This is a genomic window from Gammaproteobacteria bacterium (assembly GCA_040183005.1).
Lineage (GTDB): Bacteria > Pseudomonadota > Gammaproteobacteria.
Genome location: JAMPIW010000007.1, coordinates 1,795,411 through 1,812,567 on the forward strand (window position 1 = coordinate 1,795,411; position 17,157 = coordinate 1,812,567).

A 17,157-nucleotide genomic window follows, 5' to 3' on the forward strand; every position below is an offset into this window, starting at 1 on the left:
AGGATCATTGCTGAAGGTTATTTGCCATCATCATGGTGGCTTTAACGAGGGCGTCGGTGATGCCTGGCTCGCTGGCGGAGTGCCCGGCATCGGGGATGATATTAAGCTGGGCCTGCGGCCAGACGCGATGCAATGACCACGCATTCTCGACCGGACAAACAATGTCATAGCGGCCATGCACGATAATGCCGGGGATGTCGGCAAGCCGCTTCGCATCGCGCAGGATTTGATCGGGTTCAAGAAAGATGTCATTCATGAAGTAGTGGCATTCGATACGTGCCAGGCTGAGCGCCGTGGACGGGTTGGCGAAGTGATCGATCACTGATTTGCTGGGACGCAAGGTCGCGGCGCGTCCTTCCCAGACCGACCACGCCTTGGCGGCGGCCATGCGCGCCACCTCGTCATCGCCGGTAAGACGTTTGTAGTAGGCGCGCACCATGTCGCCGCGCTCGGCCTCGGGGATAGGACGCAAATAATCCTCCCAATAGTCCGGGAAGATGCGGCTGGCGCCCTGCTGGTAAAACCATTCAATTTCGTGCGGTCTGCACAGGAAAATGCCGCGCAGAATCAAGCCCTGCACGCGCTCGGGATGGCTCTGGGCATAGACCAGCCCTAGCGTTGAACCCCACGAACCGCCGAACACTACCCAGCTGTCGATCTTCAAGTGCTGACGTATCGTCTCCATGTCGGACACGAGTGCCTGAGTAGTATTGCCCGCCAGCTCGGCATGCGGCGTAGAACGCCCGCAGCCGCGCTGATCGAACAGCACGATACGGTACACATTGGGATCGAAAAAACGGCGGTGATACGCCTCACAGCCCGCGCCGGGGCCGCCATGCACAAACACCACCGGCAGCCCTTCCGGGTTGCCGCACTCCTCTATATAGATCTGGTGCGGCGACGCGACCGGGAGCCGGTGCGTTGCGTAAGGCTTGATCTCTGGATAGAGCTTGTACATGGATCCTGAAAACAGATATTAGCCACAGGGACACGGAGCACGCGAGACATTTGAAAACGTTACGGCATATCCGCTCTGATTCGTTACAGACACTGGTCACATCATCGTAACCACTGCGAACCAAAACATACACCCTTTTCTCTGTGTTCTCCGCGCCTCCGTGGCAAACCATCAATCAATTACATTGATGAGCTGCGCGAGGCCTTCTTGCGCTCGTGCTCCAGCAAAAACTTTTTGCGCAACCGGACGCTACTGGGCGTCACCTCGACCAACTCATCATCCTCAATGAACTCCAGCGCCTGCTCCAAGGTAAGGCGGATCGGCGGTATGAGCGTTACGGCCTCATCCGAACCAGAGGCCCGCATATTGGTAAGCTGCTTGGCCTTGAGCGGATTAACGACAAGATCGTTATCACGCGAGTGGATGCCAACAATCATACCCTCGTAGAGCTCTTCGCCGGGGCCGATAAACAGCTTGCCGCGATCCTGCAAGTTAAACAAGCCAAAGGCCACGCTCTTGCCCATGCCATTGGAGATTAGCACACCGTTGATACGCCCGCCGATGCTGCCCTTTTTGATCGGGGCATAGTTGTCGAACACATGGTGCATCAAGCCGGTGCCGGATGTGATGGTGAGAAACTCGGTGTGGAAACCAATCAAGCCACGCGCAGGAATCCGGTACTCCAGCCGCACCCGGCCCTTACCGTCCGACACCATGTCGAGCAGGTCGCCCTTGTGCATGCCGAGCTTCTCCATGATAGCGCCCTGATGTTGTTCCTCGAGATCCACGGTCAACATCTCGTAAGGCTCGCACATCTCGCCGTTGACCTCTTTGAGAATCACCTGCGGGCGCGACACCGCCAGTTCGAAGCCCTCACGACGCATGTTTTCAATCAGGATGGACAAATGCAGTTCACCACGCCCGGACACCTTGAACTTATCGGGGTCTTCAGTATCTTCAACACGCAGCGCAACGTTGTGGATCAATTCCTTTTGTAAGCGATCGCGAATCTGGCGGCTGGTGACGAATTTGCCTTCCTTACCGGCAAACGGCGAGGTATTGACCTGAAAGGTCATGCTCACGGTAGGCTCGTCCACGGACAGCGCGGGCAATGCCTCTACATTAGCCGGATCGCACAGGGTATCGGAAATGCCCAGATCGTCAACGCCGGTAAAGGCGATGATATCGCCCGCCTGAGCATCGGGCACCTCGACACGATCCAGACCCAAAAAGCCAAAAATCTGCAATATACGACCGTTACGGCGCTTGCCGTCGCGGCTCACCACGACCACCGGCGAATTGGTCTTGACCCGTCCCCTCGCGATACGCCCAACACCGATCGTACCGACATAGCTGGAATAGCTCAACGAGCTGACCTGCATCTGGAACGGCCCCTCGGGGTCTACAGCGGGGCAACTAACATGCTGTATGATCGCCTCGAACAGCGGGGTCATGTCGCCGGAACGGACATCCGAGGTCAAACCTGCGTAACCCTGCAATGCCGAGGCGTAGATCACGGGAAAATCCAACTGCTCGTCGGTGGCGCCAAGGCGGTCAAACAGGTCGAAGGTCTGATCAAGCACCCAGTCCGGGCGCGCGCCCGGACGATCCACTTTATTGATCACCACAATGGGCTTCAAGCCACAGGCAAACGCCTTCTGGGTAACAAAGCGGGTCTGCGGCATGGGGCCGTCCACCGCGTCCACCAGCAGCAGCACGGAATCCACCATCGACAACACACGCTCAACTTCGCCGCCGAAATCGGCGTGGCCAGGGGTATCCACGATATTGATGCGGTAATCGCGCCAGCGAATCGCGGTGTTCTTTGCCAGGATGGTAATACCGCGCTCACGCTCCAGATCGTTCGAGTCCATGGCGCGCTCGGCAACAACCTGCCGCGCACCGAAAGTGCCGGACTGCTGCATCAGCTTATCCACAAGTGTGGTTTTGCCATGATCGACGTGAGCAATGATAGCGATATTGCGTAAATTCTTTATGGAATCCATAGTACGGTACTCAAGAGGTGGTGGTGATGGCCGACAAATCTGTGTGCCGACCCAATATAAACGAAGCATTATACCCGATATGGGGGCAAACACACAAAAAACCCACCTTTGAGGTGGGTTTTTTGTGTCTGCAACGACAGACTGATCAGGTTACGGATGCGTGCAGGGTGTAGCCGCGCAGTGATTTCGCGAAATCCTGCAAACTCTTGATGCCGGTCGCCTCTGCCTGTTTGCACCATTCCTGTAGGCTGTGCAGCAGGCTCTCCTGTGTCAGCGTCGAGCGCTTCCAGATCTCCTGCAGGCTCAGCTTGTGCTGATAAACGATTTTCAGCGCCTGGCTGCGATCCAGCACGGTATTCAACTTGCTCTTCGCTGCATCATCCATCAAGGACTCATCACGCACCAACAGCTTTTTGGCGCGCGTGAACAGGGCGCGGCAGGAATCATCCGCCTTGTGCAACTCATCCTTGAGTACGGGCAGCATTACATCCTGGCCATAATTGGAGAGCACATGAAGACGGGTGACGATCACGGCACGTAATGTCTCCATGTCCACAGCCTGCTTGCCGGGGACGATAACCGGCTCGATGGCAACTTTCTTTACGTGCGCCAGCCCAAATATTTCAAACAGGCGGATGTACATCCAGCCGATATCAAACTCCCACGGCTTGGAGGAAAGCTTGGCGGAACCTGGGAAGGCATGGTGATTGTTGTGCAGCTCTTCGCCACCGATGATGATGCCCCAGGGGGAGATATTGGTAGACGCATCCGCTGGCTCGTAGTTGCGGTATCCCCAGTAGTGGCCGATACCATTGATGATCCCGGCGGCCGTGATGGGGATCCATATCATCTGCACCGCCCAGATGCTGATGCCCGCGGCGCCGAACAGCAGCACATCGAGAATGATCATCAGCACAATGCCGTATCGGCTGTGTTTGGTGTAAAGATTGCGCTCTATCCAGTCATCCGGTGTGCCGTGGCCGTACTTATCCAGGGTTTCCTGGTTTTTGGCCTCCGCGCGGTAGAGTTCGGAGCCTTCCCAGAAAACCTTCTTGATCCCAAGAACCTGCGGGCTGTGCGGGTCTTCCGCAGTCTCGCACTTTGCGTGATGCTTACGGTGAATCGCCGCCCACGCCTTGGTGACCATGCCGGTGGTCAGCCACAGCCAGAAGCGGAAAAAGTGGCTGATAATAGGATGCAGATCCAGCGCGCGATGCGCCTGGTTACGATGCAGATAGATGGTCACGCCTGCGATTGTGATGTGGGTCATGATCAACGCAGCGGCGATGTACCCCCATACGGAAAAGCCCAACAAGCCATTAGCCAGTAGATTCAAGACCCAGTCAAACATACGGAAAGAAACCCTCCAAAGAGTTGGGGTGCTGCAAGTGATGCACGGCACTCCATTGTCATAAAAAACTTGTGGTTAATATACGCTGGATACTCACCAAACGTCAATGGCGATAATTCCCAACACAATTCCATTGTTTATAATGAGGGTATTGTCGCCGTAAAACAACCACCCGCCCAAAATAAACCGGTAATCGCCCGATCATACGAAAAAAACACAGGGATGGGAACGAGATTTTTTGAAAATACCTCAATAATGCGGCGGCGGTGTTTCCTCGGAACTGGAGGCTATATTGAACTGGGCCTGGGCGCGCACCTGCTGCCTTAGCGCGTCAAGCTCCGCACCGAGCCGGTCTATCACCTTCTGCTGATGCGCAAGGGCATCGCTCAGCTCCTGCATCGCCGCCTCCTGGTAGGTGAGGCGGGTTTCCAGTTCGATGACGCGCATCTCATCTACACCGCTTGCCATTTCTCTGTCACTCACGGCCGCAGCTTGGCGAAAGCGGCCGCCATCGCGCCTTCCATCGACGGCTTGGATTCCTGTTTCACCTTCGGCTTGCGCGGGGTATTATCCGCTTTTGGCTGGGCAGGGAGGACTGCCGCCTGCTCGTCGAGCCGCATGGTAAGGGCGATGCGGCGGCGCTTTTCATCCACTTCCAACACCTTGACCTTGACCACATCACCGGCCTTCACCACGCTGTGCGGGTCTTTGACGAATTTGCCGGCCAGGGCGGAGATGTGCACCAATCCGTCCTGATGCACGCCGATATCCACGAACGCGCCGAAGTTGGTGACATTGGTCACCACCCCTTCCAGCATCATGCCGGGCTGCAGGTCTTTGAGATCCTCCACACCCTCCCGGAATGCTGCCGTCTTGAATTCTGGACGCGGATCACGGCCCGGTTTTTCCAGCTCGGCGAGAATATCCTTCACCGTCGGCAGGCCGAAGCGTTCGTCGGTGAATTCCTTGGGGGATAGCGTCTTCAGCACGGCGCCGTTGCCGATAATTGAACCGATCTCCACACCGAGCTTGGCGAGGATGCGCTGCACCACCGGATAACTTTCCGGGTGTACGGCGGAGGCATCGACGGGGCTGTCGCCATTCATAACGCGCAAAAATCCCGCCGCCTGCTCAAAGGTTTTTTCACCCAGGCGGGGCACGTCCTTGAGATCACGGCGATTCTTGAACGGGCCATTGTGGTCGCGGAATTCCACGATATTTTTTGCCAGCGTCTGGTTCAGGCCCGAGATGCGCGCCAGCAACGGCACGGAAGCGGTGTTCACGTCGACGCCCACGGCGTTGACGCAGTCTTCCACCACCGCATCCAGGGAGCGGGCCAGCTCGGTCTGGCTGACATCATGCTGATACTGGCCGACACCGATGGCCTTGGGGTCGATCTTGACCAGCTCTGCCAGCGGGTCTTGCAGCCGCCGCGCGATGGACACCGCGCCGCGCAGGCTGACATCCAGTTGCGGGAACTCCTTGGAGGCAAACTCGGAGGCCGAATACACCGACGCACCGGCCTCGGATACCACCAGCTTCTGCAAGCCCAACTCGGGATGACGCTTGATGAGGTCGGCACCGAGCTTGTCGGTCTCGCGCGAGGCGGTGCCGTTGCCGATGCTGATAAGCTCCGCCTTGTGTTTGCGCGCCAGCTCCGCCAGCACATGAATCGAGGCGTCCCACTGATTGCGCGGGGCATGGGGGTAGATGGTCGCGGTATCCAGCAACTTGCCGGTGGCGTCCACGACCGCCACTTTCACGCCGGTGCGCAGGCCGGGGTCAAGACCGATCACGGTGCGCGGCCCTGCCGGGGCAGCCAGCAGCAGGTCGTGCATGTTGCGGGCGAACACCTTGATCGCCTCGCCCTCGGCGCTTTCCCTGACCTGCGTCATCAGATCAAGATCCAGATGCAGGAAGATTTTCACCCGCCACGCCCAGCGCACCGTCTCGCGCAGCCAGGCGTCCGCCGGGCGACCCTGATCGGAGACGCTGAAACGCTGCGCGATCATGGATTCACATGTGTTGGGCTGGGCACTCCTGCCGGTGCCTTCTTCCTCGTCCGGCAGCACCATATTAATCTGCAAAAAGCCTTCGTTGCGCCCACGGAACAATGCCAGCGCACGGTGCGAGGGAATCGCCTTGAGCGGCTCGCTGTATTCGAAATAATCGCGGAATTTCTCGCCCTCCTCGCCCTTGCCCTCGACCTTGCGGGAAACGAGCTTGGCGTTTTCCCACAGGAATTCGCGCAACCGGCCCAGCAGTTCCGCATCTTCGGCGAACCGCTCCATCAGGATATGACGCGCGCCCTCCAGCGCCGCTTTCACATCCGCTACGCCCTTATCCGCGCTGACATACTCTGCCGCCACTGTCTCGGGCGTGAGTGTGGGATTGCCCAGCAACGCCAGCGCCAGCGGCTCCAGCCCCGCCTCGCGCGCGATCTGCGCCTTGGTGCGGCGCTTCTGTTTGTAGGGCAGATACAAATCTTCCAGGCGCGTCTTGGTTTCGGCCTCGATGATATCCTTTTCCAGCTCCGGAGTGAGCTTATCTTGCTCCCTGATGCTCTTCAAAATCGCCGCGCGACGATCTTCCATTTCACGCAGATAACGCAGCCGCTCTTCCAGAAAGCGCAGCTGGATATCGTCCAGGCCACCTGTTGCCTCCTTGCGGTAACGGGCGATGAATGGCACCGTTGAGCCCTCGTCGAGCAGTTGCACGACGGCTTCAATCTGCCTTTCCTGAACCGACAGCTCGTTTGCGATGCGCTGGGTGATGCGGATGATCATGGATTGTGAACCTTATTCATTTATTCGATGGCTATAGTATAACGCCACACCTGCTCTTCTCCGGCGGCAATACTCACCACGCCCGGTTTGTCACGGAATTCTCCATCAAATTCCTGCGGGCTGGCATGCCCTTGCCAGGGTTCTATGCAGACAAATCCGGCGCCGGGTTTGGTCCAGATTCCCAAGTGGGGAAAATCGGCAAAATCCACGCGAATAGTGGGTGCATCGGGCGCGGTGTAGCGCAGGGAGCGGCTGTGCAGTTGGTCGAAAAAGATTACGTCATCGACAAAAATATCATCGCACAGCGATAGCGCCTGCCCCTGCACCGGAGTGGCGTAAGATTCCGGCTTCACCAGCCCGCCTGCAAGACGGCGGATCGGCGCGGACTCATTCTGATCGAAGATGATTTTGTGTTGCAGCCGCTCTGCGCCTGCGTTGAGCGGCCAGACGAAGGCCGGATGCGTACCGACGCTCGCCAACAGGTCGGCCGAACCTGGGTTGCGCAGGGCATAGGTAATCTCCAAGCCGTTGCCGTGCAGGGTATGCGTAATGCGCAACTCGAAAGCAAATGGATAACGGCGACGTGTCTCGGCATCATCCTTGAGCAGCATGGTGCAACTGGCAGCGGAGGCAATCTCGCACTCAAACGGCAAGTCACGCGCGAAGCCGTGCTGAGTCATGGGATAGCTTTTGCCTTCATGCACCAAGGCATCGTTTTTAAGACGGCCAACAATGGGAAACAAGTGCGGCGCATGACGTGCCCACACAGCAGGATCAGCCTGCCAGAGCAGCTCCTGACCATTCGCCATCTTGAGCGACTGCAGTTCTGCGCCTTGGGTGGAAACCGCCACGGACAGGGTGTCGGATCGAAGTGTGTAAATTGGCATGATGTATTTTCCTTTGGTTGATATTGCGCGCCGTCCACGAAAAGTTCGAAAACAACAGTTAAACGGGATGTGCCATGAAAATTTTTCGTGCCTTTCGTGTTTTTCGTGGACCGCATCTTCCCCAAAGCTACCCCTTGGCCTTGAGCGGAATGGCATTAATGTTGTTTTGCCGGAGCTGGGTACGCACTTTGTTGAGTTCATCCATGCCGCTATACGGCCCCATGCGCACGCGGTGCCAGGTATCATATTCAACCGTGACCGACTGGATTTTGGCCTCGATGCCGAGCAGGGCAAGGCTCGCCTTGAGCGCGTCGGCGTCCGCCAGATTTTTGAATGATCCGGCCTGCAGGAAGTAGGATTCTGCTTTACCTGCCTGCGCATCGGTTGCCGCGCGTTTTTTTAGTTCTTTGTCGGGGATGATTACTTCCATCTCCGGCAGGATAGTATAAAAATCAAAACGCGGCTTTGGAGGTGTTGCTGCGCTGGCGGTATTTTTCTCTTTCGTGCTGGGCTTCTGCTGCGGCTTCGCAGCCGGTACCGGCTCGGCGCTGACAGCAGACTCGGGAACATGATCCGATGCAGGACGCTTGTCCAGCCAGATCAGAAATGCAACGAACAGCCCAACAGTCAAACCGGCGGCGAGCCACATCCAGCCTGGCACCGGCTTGCGTGTCGACGCCCTTTTTCTCGCACCCTTAAGGGTGCCCGAGGTTTTTTTGTAGTCGCGCGCCACGGCTACATGGCTTCGGGCGCGGATACACCGAGCAGGGTTAGGCCATTACGCAGCACATGACGGGTGGCCATGATGAGATTGAGGCGCGCATCACGCAGCAAACCGTCATCCACGATAAAGATGTGGGCGTTGTAATAGGTGTGGAAATCATTCGCCAGATCACGCAGGAAATGGGCCAGTTGATGCGGCTCGTGATTAAGCGCCGCCGTCTCGACGATCTCGGGATAACGCGACAGGCCAAGCATCAGCGCCTGCTCGTGCGTCTCGGTGAGCAGATGTAGATTGGCGCGCCCGCGCGCCTCATCCCAATGCAGACCCTTTTCCTGCAACTGGCGCATTACGCTGCACACTCGCGCGTGGGCGTACTGGATGTAATAGACAGGGTTATCGCTGGATTGTGACTTGGCAAGATCAAGATCAAAATCCATGTGCTGCTCACACTTGCGCAGCACATAGAAAAAGCGCGCCGCGTCATCGCCGACTTCGTGGCGCAATTCACGCAGGGTGACAAATTCGCCGGAGCGGGTGGACATCTGCGCCTTTTCGCCAGCGCGGTACAGGGTGGCGAACTGCACCAGCAGCACATCCAGCCGCGAAGGATCATCACCCACTGCGGCGAGCGCGGCCTTGACGCGCGGCACATAGCCATGATGGTCCGCACCCCACACATCGATCACACGATCAAATCCGCGCTCCATCTTATCCATGTGGTAGGCGATATCGGCAGCGAAATAGGTCTTCTGGCCATTTTCACGCACGATAACGCGATCTTTCTCGTCGCCGTAATCCGTGGAGCGGAACCACAGCGCGCCATCCTTTTCATAGAGATGGCCACTGGCCTGGAGACGGGCCACTGCGCGATCCACTGCGCCGCTTTCGAACAACGAACGCTCCGAAAACCATTCTTCATAGATCACACCAAACTCGCGCAGATCCTCACGGATATCTTCCAGAATGTCGTTTAGCCCCAGATCAAATACCTGGCGGTAGGCGGCCGCGCCGAGTAATTGCTTGGCACGGGCGATGAGGGCATCGATGTGCGCCTCCTTGTCTCCGCCTGCCGGCTCGTCCGGCGGCAGGTCTTGCATGACCTGCGCAATGGGATGATGCAGGGTGTCGCCATACTGGGTACGCAGATCCGCAGCGATATCACGCACATATTCGCCTTTGTAGCCATTGGCTGGAAAGGCAAATGTTTCGCCGCACAGGGATGTGCCAGTGTCGCGGGAAGGCCACTCCAGCGCATCCTGCTCTCGCGGCACTTGTCCATCCCTGGACGGCGCAGGATGCTGGGAACGACCGCCGCACAGCTCCAGATAACGCAGCCAGACGCTGGTGGCGAGGATATCCATCTGGCGTCCTGCGTCGTTGACGTAGTATTCGCGGTGCGCTTTATAACCCACCGCCTCCAGCAGATCGGCGACTGCCGCGCCATAGGCGGCGCCGCGCCCGTGCCCCACGTGCAGTGGCCCGGTGGGATTGGCCGACACGAATTCCACCTGCACCAGCCGCCCTCCGCCAAGGGTGCTGCGGCCATAGTGCGGGCCTTCCGCCATGATCTCGGTGATGACGCCCTGAAAGGCCGCGGGGGTCATGTAGAAATTGATAAAACCCGGCCCCGCGACTTCAACCTTGGCGATTTTATCCGAAGCAGGCAGCGCGGCGACGATATGCTCGGCCAGCTCCCTGGGTTTGCGGCGCGCGACCTTGGCCAGGGTCAGCGCGACATTGCTGGCAAATTCGCCGTGGCTGCGGTCACGGGTGCGCTCAACCGGGATATGTGACGGCAGTTCGATATCAGCGGCCAATCCGCCACCCTGTTGCAGGCCAACGAGGGCGCTCGAAAGCAGGTGTTCCAGATGGTGTTTCAAGGGAGCATCCTGAGTATAGTTAGGGAAAAAACAGTGGATATGCGGATTTTACCCTGATGGGGAGGAAACGAGAAGCCGTGCAGCTTCATCGGCGGGCAATGGCCGACTGAAATAATAGCCTTGCATTGCGTCACAGTGATGCTCGACCAAAAATACCCTTTGCTCTGCGGTTTCCACGCCTTCGGCAACCACCCGGATGCCCAGGTTGTGCGCCATGGCGATAATCGCCATGGCAATCGCCGCGTCATCATGATCGGCGGGGATGTCGCTCACGAATGAACGATCAATTTTCAGGGTGTTGATCGGCAGGCGCTTGAGGTAGCCCAAGCTGGAATAGCCGGTACCAAAGTCGTCGATACTGATATCTATCCCCATGGCGTCCAATGCGTTCAGGGTAGTAATGGCGGTTTCAGCATTTTGCATGAGCATGGTCTCTGTCAGCTCCAGCTCCAGATAACACGGCTCCAGCCCCGTTTTCTGCAATATCTGCGCAACGGTACCAATAAAATTGGATTGCCGAAGCTGGCGCGCCGAGAGATTAACTGCCATGCGCACTGGCGGCAGGCCCTGATTCTGCCACGCCTTGTTCTGCAGGCAGGCGGTGCGCAGCACCCATTCGCCTATCGGGCTGATCATGCCGGTGTCTTCAGCGATGGGAATAAACTGCAGCGGCGAAATCATGCCCAGCTCAGGGTGCCGCCAGCGTATCAGGGCTTCCATGCCGATAATTTCGCCGCTTTCAAGATCCACTTGCGGCTGGTAATGCAGCAGAAATTCGTTCCGCTCCAACGCATGGCGCAGGGCATTCTCCAGCGCCAGCCGCTCGAAGGCTTTGGCATTCATCGCGGCGGCGTAAAATTGATAGGCGCTGCGTCCCTGTTCCTTGGCATGGTACATGGCAGTATCCACGTTTTTGAGCAGCGCCTCCGGTGTATCGCCATCGAGCGGGAAAAGCGCGATGCCAATACTGGCACTCATGAACAATTCGTACTCGCCAACACGGAAGGAATAGGCAAAACTGTCCAGGATTTTTTGCGCAACACGCGCCGCATCCTCCGCGTGCGCAAGATCCGGCACGATCACCGCAAACTCGTCGCCTGCCAGACGCGAGACCGTATCCACCTCACGCATACAGGCTCTCAGCCTTTTGGCGACCACCTGGATCAACGCGTCGCCGACACCATGTCCCAGCGTATCATTGATGGTCTTGAAGCGATCCATATCAAGCAATAACACCGCAAGCACTCTGCCGCGCCGTTCAGCCTCAATAATGGCCTGTTCCAGACGCTGCTTGAACATCACGCGGTTGGGCAGGCCGGTCAGATCGTCGTGATGGGCGAGGTGATGAATACGTGCCTCGGCGTGTCTACGCTCGGTGATGTCCTGTATCGCGCCCTCATGGTATAGCACCTGGCCGGTGACACCACTAACCACCCGGCTACTAATCTCGACCCAGATTATATCGCCATTATGGCGGCGCAACTGCGCCACAAAACCGCTGGTCTTTCCCCCTTGTTGCAGCATTTTGTCCTGCAGCCTCTGAAAACCCTCGGGATGCACACACAAATTGAGCACATTATGTGCGCGCAAGGCATCCAGGTCCTGGTAGCCAAGCATCTGCAGCAGCGCCGGATTGGCATCCAGTATTTGTCCATCCGGGGTTGTTTGATACAACCCCACGGGCACACCATCAAACAGGCCACGATAGCGAAGCTCGGCATCCAGCAAAGCTCGCCGCTGCCGCGCCTGATTCAGGGCGGCATTGACCGCAACAACCAATCGGCCAATATGATCGGGGGATTTGATGATGTAATCATCAATATCCGCCTTCATCGCCGCTACGGCAACCTCCTCACTGCCCGTGGCGGTAAACATGATGACAGGGCAATGCGGCCAGCTCATTTTGACGGCACGTAATACGGCCAGGCCGTCCGTCCAACGGATTTGATAGTCCGTGATGACCAGATCAAAACCGCCCTCCGTCAGCGCCTGATCCAGCCCTGGCGCACCGGTGATTTCACGGACATAAGAATCGGGATATTCGCGACCCAGGACGCGCATTACCAGAGCACGGTCGTCAGGGTTGTCATCAACAAGTAAAATATGCAAGGGGCAATCAGTCATAATACCCATTTTCCCGGCGCGTGTTTTGCCAGGGCAAACCCAGTGATCAGCATCCACTTTTCTCTCTGACGGCTACGTTATGGAACAACATCTGATTATGATGATGAGGAAGCCCTCCGCAACTCTACCCAAAACCGGCTGCCCTTATCAAGCATTGATTCCACGCCGGCGCGCCCACCCATGCGTTCTATCCCTTTGTGCACAATCGCAAGGCCAATGCCGGTGCCTGGATAATGCTCAATCCCATGCAACCGTTCAAAAACATGGAAGATACGCGCCTGGTTTTCCGGGGCGACGCCAATACCATTGTCTTCCACCCATACGCGCACCCACTCCCCGCGCTCCTCGGCCCATACCTTCACTTGCGGCTCAATTTCGGCGGGCACGAACTTGATGGCATTGCCAAGCAGATTCGTCATCACTTGCTGTAGTGTGGCATAGTGCCCGATCACGGGAGGCAAAGGCGTCACAACGATCACCCGTGCCTGCCGTTCACGGATCTCCGCCTCCAGATGCGTCAACACACCCGTCATCACGCCCCCCAAATCGATGGCTGCGAGCGGAAACGCAGCGCGGCTGACATGGCTATAGGCGAGCAGATCCTTGATCAACTCATCCATGCGCCGCGCTGCGGCTATAACTCGCCGGGCATAATCCTGACCGATGGCGTCGAGCTGCTCCCCGTAATCCTCCAGCAATGCCTGCGAAAAACCCTGCATGGCGCGTAGCGGGGCGCGCAAGTCGTGTGCCACGGAATAGGAGAAGGCTTCAAGTTCGCTATTGGCGTTGCTTAATTCCGCCGTACGTTCGGCTACTTTCTTTTCCAGATCGTCCTTCGCCTTGCGCAGCGCCTCCTCGGCCCGCTTGCGCTCGGTAATATCATACGCCGTGCCCAACCCCGCCAGCACCCCCTCAAATTCGATGGTGCCCGCCGTGATGTCCAGCCAGCGCTCTTCGGCGTTCTTTGTGAGTATTTTGAACTCGTAACGGGCTGAGGCAATTTCAGCCTCGCGGCGCGCCATCGCCTGCTGCTTTGCATACTCCCTGAATTCAGGATGCACCACATCCAGGAAATCCATCGCCAGCAATTCCGTCCGTGTGTACCCGCTGATTGCTTCCGCCTGGCGGTTCACATAGAGTAGCGTCCCTCCACGGTAAATGAAGATCGCCGCCGCCATGCTCTCGGCCAGCGTGCGAAACTTGATTTCGCTCTCGCGCAGCCGCTGCTCGGTCTGTTTACGTGGAGTGATGTCTTGCAGAATAACAGTGAAAAGGGTCTGTCCGTTTTGAACCAGTTTGGAGATATTCGCCTCGACGGGAAACTCGCTGCCGTCCCTGCGGCGTCCGAACACCTCCCTCTGCCCTGCCATGCAACGAGCGATATCAGAAGTGGCAGAAAAATCACGGATATGCTGGCGGTGAACATCGACAATGCGCGGTGGCAACAGCAGGTCCAGCGGCTGTCCCAGTACATCTGCAGCACGGTAGCCAAAGATATGCTCCGCACCCTGATTGAAAATGACGATGCGCTGCTCTTTGTCTATCGTAATAATGGCGTCAGCAGCGATACTCATCACATCCGCAAGATGCGCCTCGCTGACACGGCGCGCGGCATCTGCCTGCATGATCTGGCGTTGTTCGTGGCGTATCAGGAAATACAGCGACAGCGCGGTGACAAGAATGAACCCCCAACCCTTGAGAGTCTGCAATTGCGTCAGATGCTGGGCGTCGACAACATAACTGCCCAGCAGCCTGTCGGAAAGAAAGATCCACAACCCCGCAATGGCGGCATAAACCACACTAATGCGCAACGCCATCCGTGATGCGCCCCTGCTCACGAGCCTAGCCCATCCAGACTCATCAAACCACCATGCTTTAGATCGTTGGCAGACATAACACCCTCCCTGGATTTATGGCCTACTCGGATGAAACAACTCAAAAAATCAAATATAGGAACCTCTGAATTTATTAGAGGTTCCGTGCGGCGCATGGATGCACCGCCATTTTTTGGTTTTCGTCTCTGAAAAATCCACGGATGGATTTTTCAGAGTTTCCTATATTTTACTCCCCCATCGCCGCCAACAGATCCGCCTGGTATTCGCTGCTCAAGGGATTGAGCACCGGATCGAGATCACCTTCCACGATGTCGGCGAGTTTGTACAGGGTGAGGTTGATGCGGTGATCGGTGAGACGGCCCTGGGGGAAGTTGTAGGTGCGGATGCGTTCCGAGCGGTCGCCGGAGCCGACCAACAGGCGGCGGGTTTGAGCCTGTTCGGCAAGCTGTTTTTCACGTTGCGTGCTCAATAGCTTAGCTTGCAGCAGCGACATGGCGCGGGCGCGGTTTTTGTGCTGGGAGCGTTCTTCCTGGCATTCGATGACGATGCCGCTGGGCAAGTGTGTGATGCGAATCGCGGAATCGGTTTTGTTGACGTGCTGGCCACCCGCACCGGAGGAACGGAAGGTGTCGACCTTGAGATCCGCAGGGTTGATTGCCACCTCGTCGATCTCGGCGACCTCGGGCATTACCGCCACGGTGCAGGCGGAAGTGTGGATGCGTCCTTGTGACTCTGTCGCAGGTACACGTTGCACGCGATGCGCGCCAGACTCAAACTTGAGACGCGAATAGGCGCCGTGACCGATGACACGCGCGATAACCTCCTTGTATCCGCCGTGCTCACCCGGGCTTTCGCTGAGGATTTCCACCTGCCAGCGCTGTTTTTCGGCGTAGCGCAGATACATGCGGAACAGATCGCCGGCGAAGATGGAGGCCTCATCGCCGCCAGTCCCGGCACGAATCTCAAGGAAGATGTTACTGGCGTCATGAGGGTCCTTGGGCAGCAGGAGTCTTTGCAGCTCCAGCTCTATCGCCTCCTGCCGGGCGCGCGCATCCTTGACTTCATCCTCAGCCATCTGCTGCACATCAGGGTCCTTATCTCGAAGCATTCCCTGAGCGGCGGCAATGTCATCGAGCGCGACGTTGTAGCGGTCAAAACACGCTACCACCGGATTAATTTCAGCATACTCCATGGAAAGCGCACGAAACCGATCCTGGTTTTTGATAGTGCCGGAATCCGCGAGCAGGGCGCTGAGCTCCTGCAAGCGTTCGGAAAGACCTTCAAGCTTGCTGCGTATGGAAGGTTTCACGGGGTATCAGGTGTCCAGGTTTTTTAGATCAAACAATTCGCGCGCCGCATCAAGTAACCCGGTGCGGCCTTCGAAACCGGCCTGTTTCATTTGGGTGCTGGGGGTGTGGACGAGTTTATTGGTAAGGCCGCGCGCCAGCAGTTGTAGCGCCTCTTCGGGTGACCCCCCACGCGCCAGCAGGCGGCGCGCCTTTTCAATCTCGTCATCACGGATGCGTTCGGCCTGCTCGCGATAGGCGCGGATAGTGGAAACGGCCTCCAGCGATTTCAGCCAACCCATGAAGTGCGTCACCTGAACATCAATGATCTCTTCGGCCTGTTTGGCGGCCTCCTGGCGTGATTTAAGGCCCTCCTGGATGATCTCCTGCAAATCATCGACCGTATACAGATAAACATCGCGCAGATCGCCCGCTTCGGGTTCGATGTCACGCGGCACGGCTATGTCGACCATCAGCATCGGGCGGTGCTTGCGCACTTTGATGGCCCGCTCCACGGCGCCCTTGCCCAGGATTGGCAAGGGGCTGGCGGTGGATGAGATGACAATATCAGCCTCTGCCAAATGCGTGGGTATCTCCCCAAGCTCAATGGCATAACCATTGAATTCGCTGGCCAGCGCGTGCGCTTTTTCCAGTGTGCGATTGGCGATGATAATACGGCCAACGCCATTTTCATGAAGGTGACGCGCCGCCAGCTCGACAGTCTCGCCCGCTCCGATCAGCATCACGGTCTGCTTGGAGAGGTCACCGAAAATTTGTTTCGCCAGGCTGACCGCAGCAAACGCCACCGATACCGGACTGGAGCCGATGGCAGTGTCGGTACGCACCTGTTTTGCAACAGAAAAGGTATGTTGGAACAGCCTGCCAAGCGTGGTACCGACGGTACCGGCCTGCATGGCGGCTGCATAGGCGGTTTTGATTTGACCGAGAATCTGCGGTTCGCCAAGGATCAGAGAATCCAGACCGCTGGCGACACGCAGGATATGGCGCACTGCGTCCTGCTCCGGGTAAAGATACACATAAGGGGCGACTTCATCCCTTCTGAGATGGTGATAATGCCCCAGCCAGTCAATGATTTCATCCTCATTGGCCTGGTTGGCGCAGCACAGCAGCTCGGTGCGATTGCAGGTAGAAAGGATCGCCGCCTCATTGGCACGGCAACCCGTCGTGAGTTCACGCAACGCCTCGGGCAGGCGCTCGGGCGCGAACGCCACTTTCTCCCGTATATTCACGGGCGCTGTCTTATGATTGATACCGACGGCCAAAAGGCGCATTGAACTTATCCGCCCCTAAGAAAACAAA

General features: G+C 57.5%; 12 protein-coding genes. All 12 read right to left on the minus strand.

Translation table 11 applies throughout. The features are described 5' to 3' along the window. Nucleotides 1-4: 4 nt before the first annotated feature. Nucleotides 5-958 carry a prolyl aminopeptidase gene (pip, locus tag M3A44_14490; GenBank protein ID MEQ6342814.1) on the minus strand — a complete coding sequence of 318 codons (954 nt, stop codon included), beginning with the start codon at nt 956-958 and terminating at the stop codon, nt 5-7. Nucleotides 959-1,137: 179 nt separating this feature from the next. Continuing rightward, entirely contained in the window at nt 1,138-2,964 is a 1,827-nt protein-coding gene (typA, locus tag M3A44_14495) for a translational GTPase TypA (GenBank protein MEQ6342815.1), read from the minus strand. 145 nt (nt 2,965-3,109) lie between these two features. After that, nucleotides 3,110-4,234 (minus strand): fatty acid desaturase, encoded by a 1,125-nt coding sequence (locus tag M3A44_14500; protein MEQ6342816.1) that lies wholly within the window; start codon nt 4,232-4,234, stop codon nt 3,110-3,112. A gap of 330 nt (nt 4,235-4,564) precedes the next feature. Next, complete coding sequence (locus M3A44_14505) at nt 4,565-4,798, minus strand: SlyX family protein (GenBank protein MEQ6342817.1); 234 nt, start codon at nt 4,796-4,798, stop codon at nt 4,565-4,567. After that, entirely contained in the window at nt 4,795-7,101 is a 2,307-nt protein-coding gene (locus tag M3A44_14510; protein ID MEQ6342818.1) for an RNA-binding transcriptional accessory protein, read from the minus strand. Before M3A44_14510 ends, M3A44_14505 begins: the two co-directional genes overlap by 4 nt. Before the next feature lie 20 nt (nt 7,102-7,121). Next, nucleotides 7,122-7,988: an aldose 1-epimerase family protein gene (locus M3A44_14515; GenBank protein ID MEQ6342819.1), complete on the minus strand. Its 867-nt coding sequence runs from the start codon at nt 7,986-7,988 to the stop codon at nt 7,122-7,124. 127 nt (nt 7,989-8,115) lie between these two features. Next, nucleotides 8,116-8,721 (minus strand): SPOR domain-containing protein, encoded by a 606-nt coding sequence (locus M3A44_14520; GenBank protein ID MEQ6342820.1) that lies wholly within the window; start codon nt 8,719-8,721, stop codon nt 8,116-8,118. Between the two features lie 2 nt (nt 8,722-8,723). Beyond that, nucleotides 8,724-10,592 carry an arginine--tRNA ligase gene (gene argS / locus M3A44_14525; protein ID MEQ6342821.1) on the minus strand — a complete coding sequence of 623 codons (1,869 nt, stop codon included), beginning with the start codon at nt 10,590-10,592 and terminating at the stop codon, nt 8,724-8,726. A gap of 48 nt (nt 10,593-10,640) precedes the next feature. Beyond that, nucleotides 10,641-12,716: an EAL domain-containing protein gene (locus M3A44_14530; protein ID MEQ6342822.1), complete on the minus strand. Its 2,076-nt coding sequence runs from the start codon at nt 12,714-12,716 to the stop codon at nt 10,641-10,643. A gap of 95 nt (nt 12,717-12,811) precedes the next feature. After that, nucleotides 12,812-14,533, minus strand: coding sequence for a PAS domain S-box protein (locus tag M3A44_14535; GenBank protein ID MEQ6342823.1), 1,722 nt, complete (start codon nt 14,531-14,533; stop codon nt 12,812-12,814). 244 nt (nt 14,534-14,777) lie between these two features. Further along, a complete protein-coding gene (gene prfA / locus M3A44_14540) occupies nt 14,778-15,860 on the minus strand; it encodes a peptide chain release factor 1 (GenBank protein MEQ6342824.1) in 1,083 nt (360 codons plus the stop codon). 6 nt (nt 15,861-15,866) lie between these two features. Further along, on the minus strand, nt 15,867-17,129 hold the full coding sequence (gene hemA, locus M3A44_14545; protein MEQ6342825.1) for a glutamyl-tRNA reductase: 1,263 nt from the start codon (nt 17,127-17,129) through the stop codon (nt 15,867-15,869). Nucleotides 17,130-17,157 lie beyond the last annotated feature (28 nt).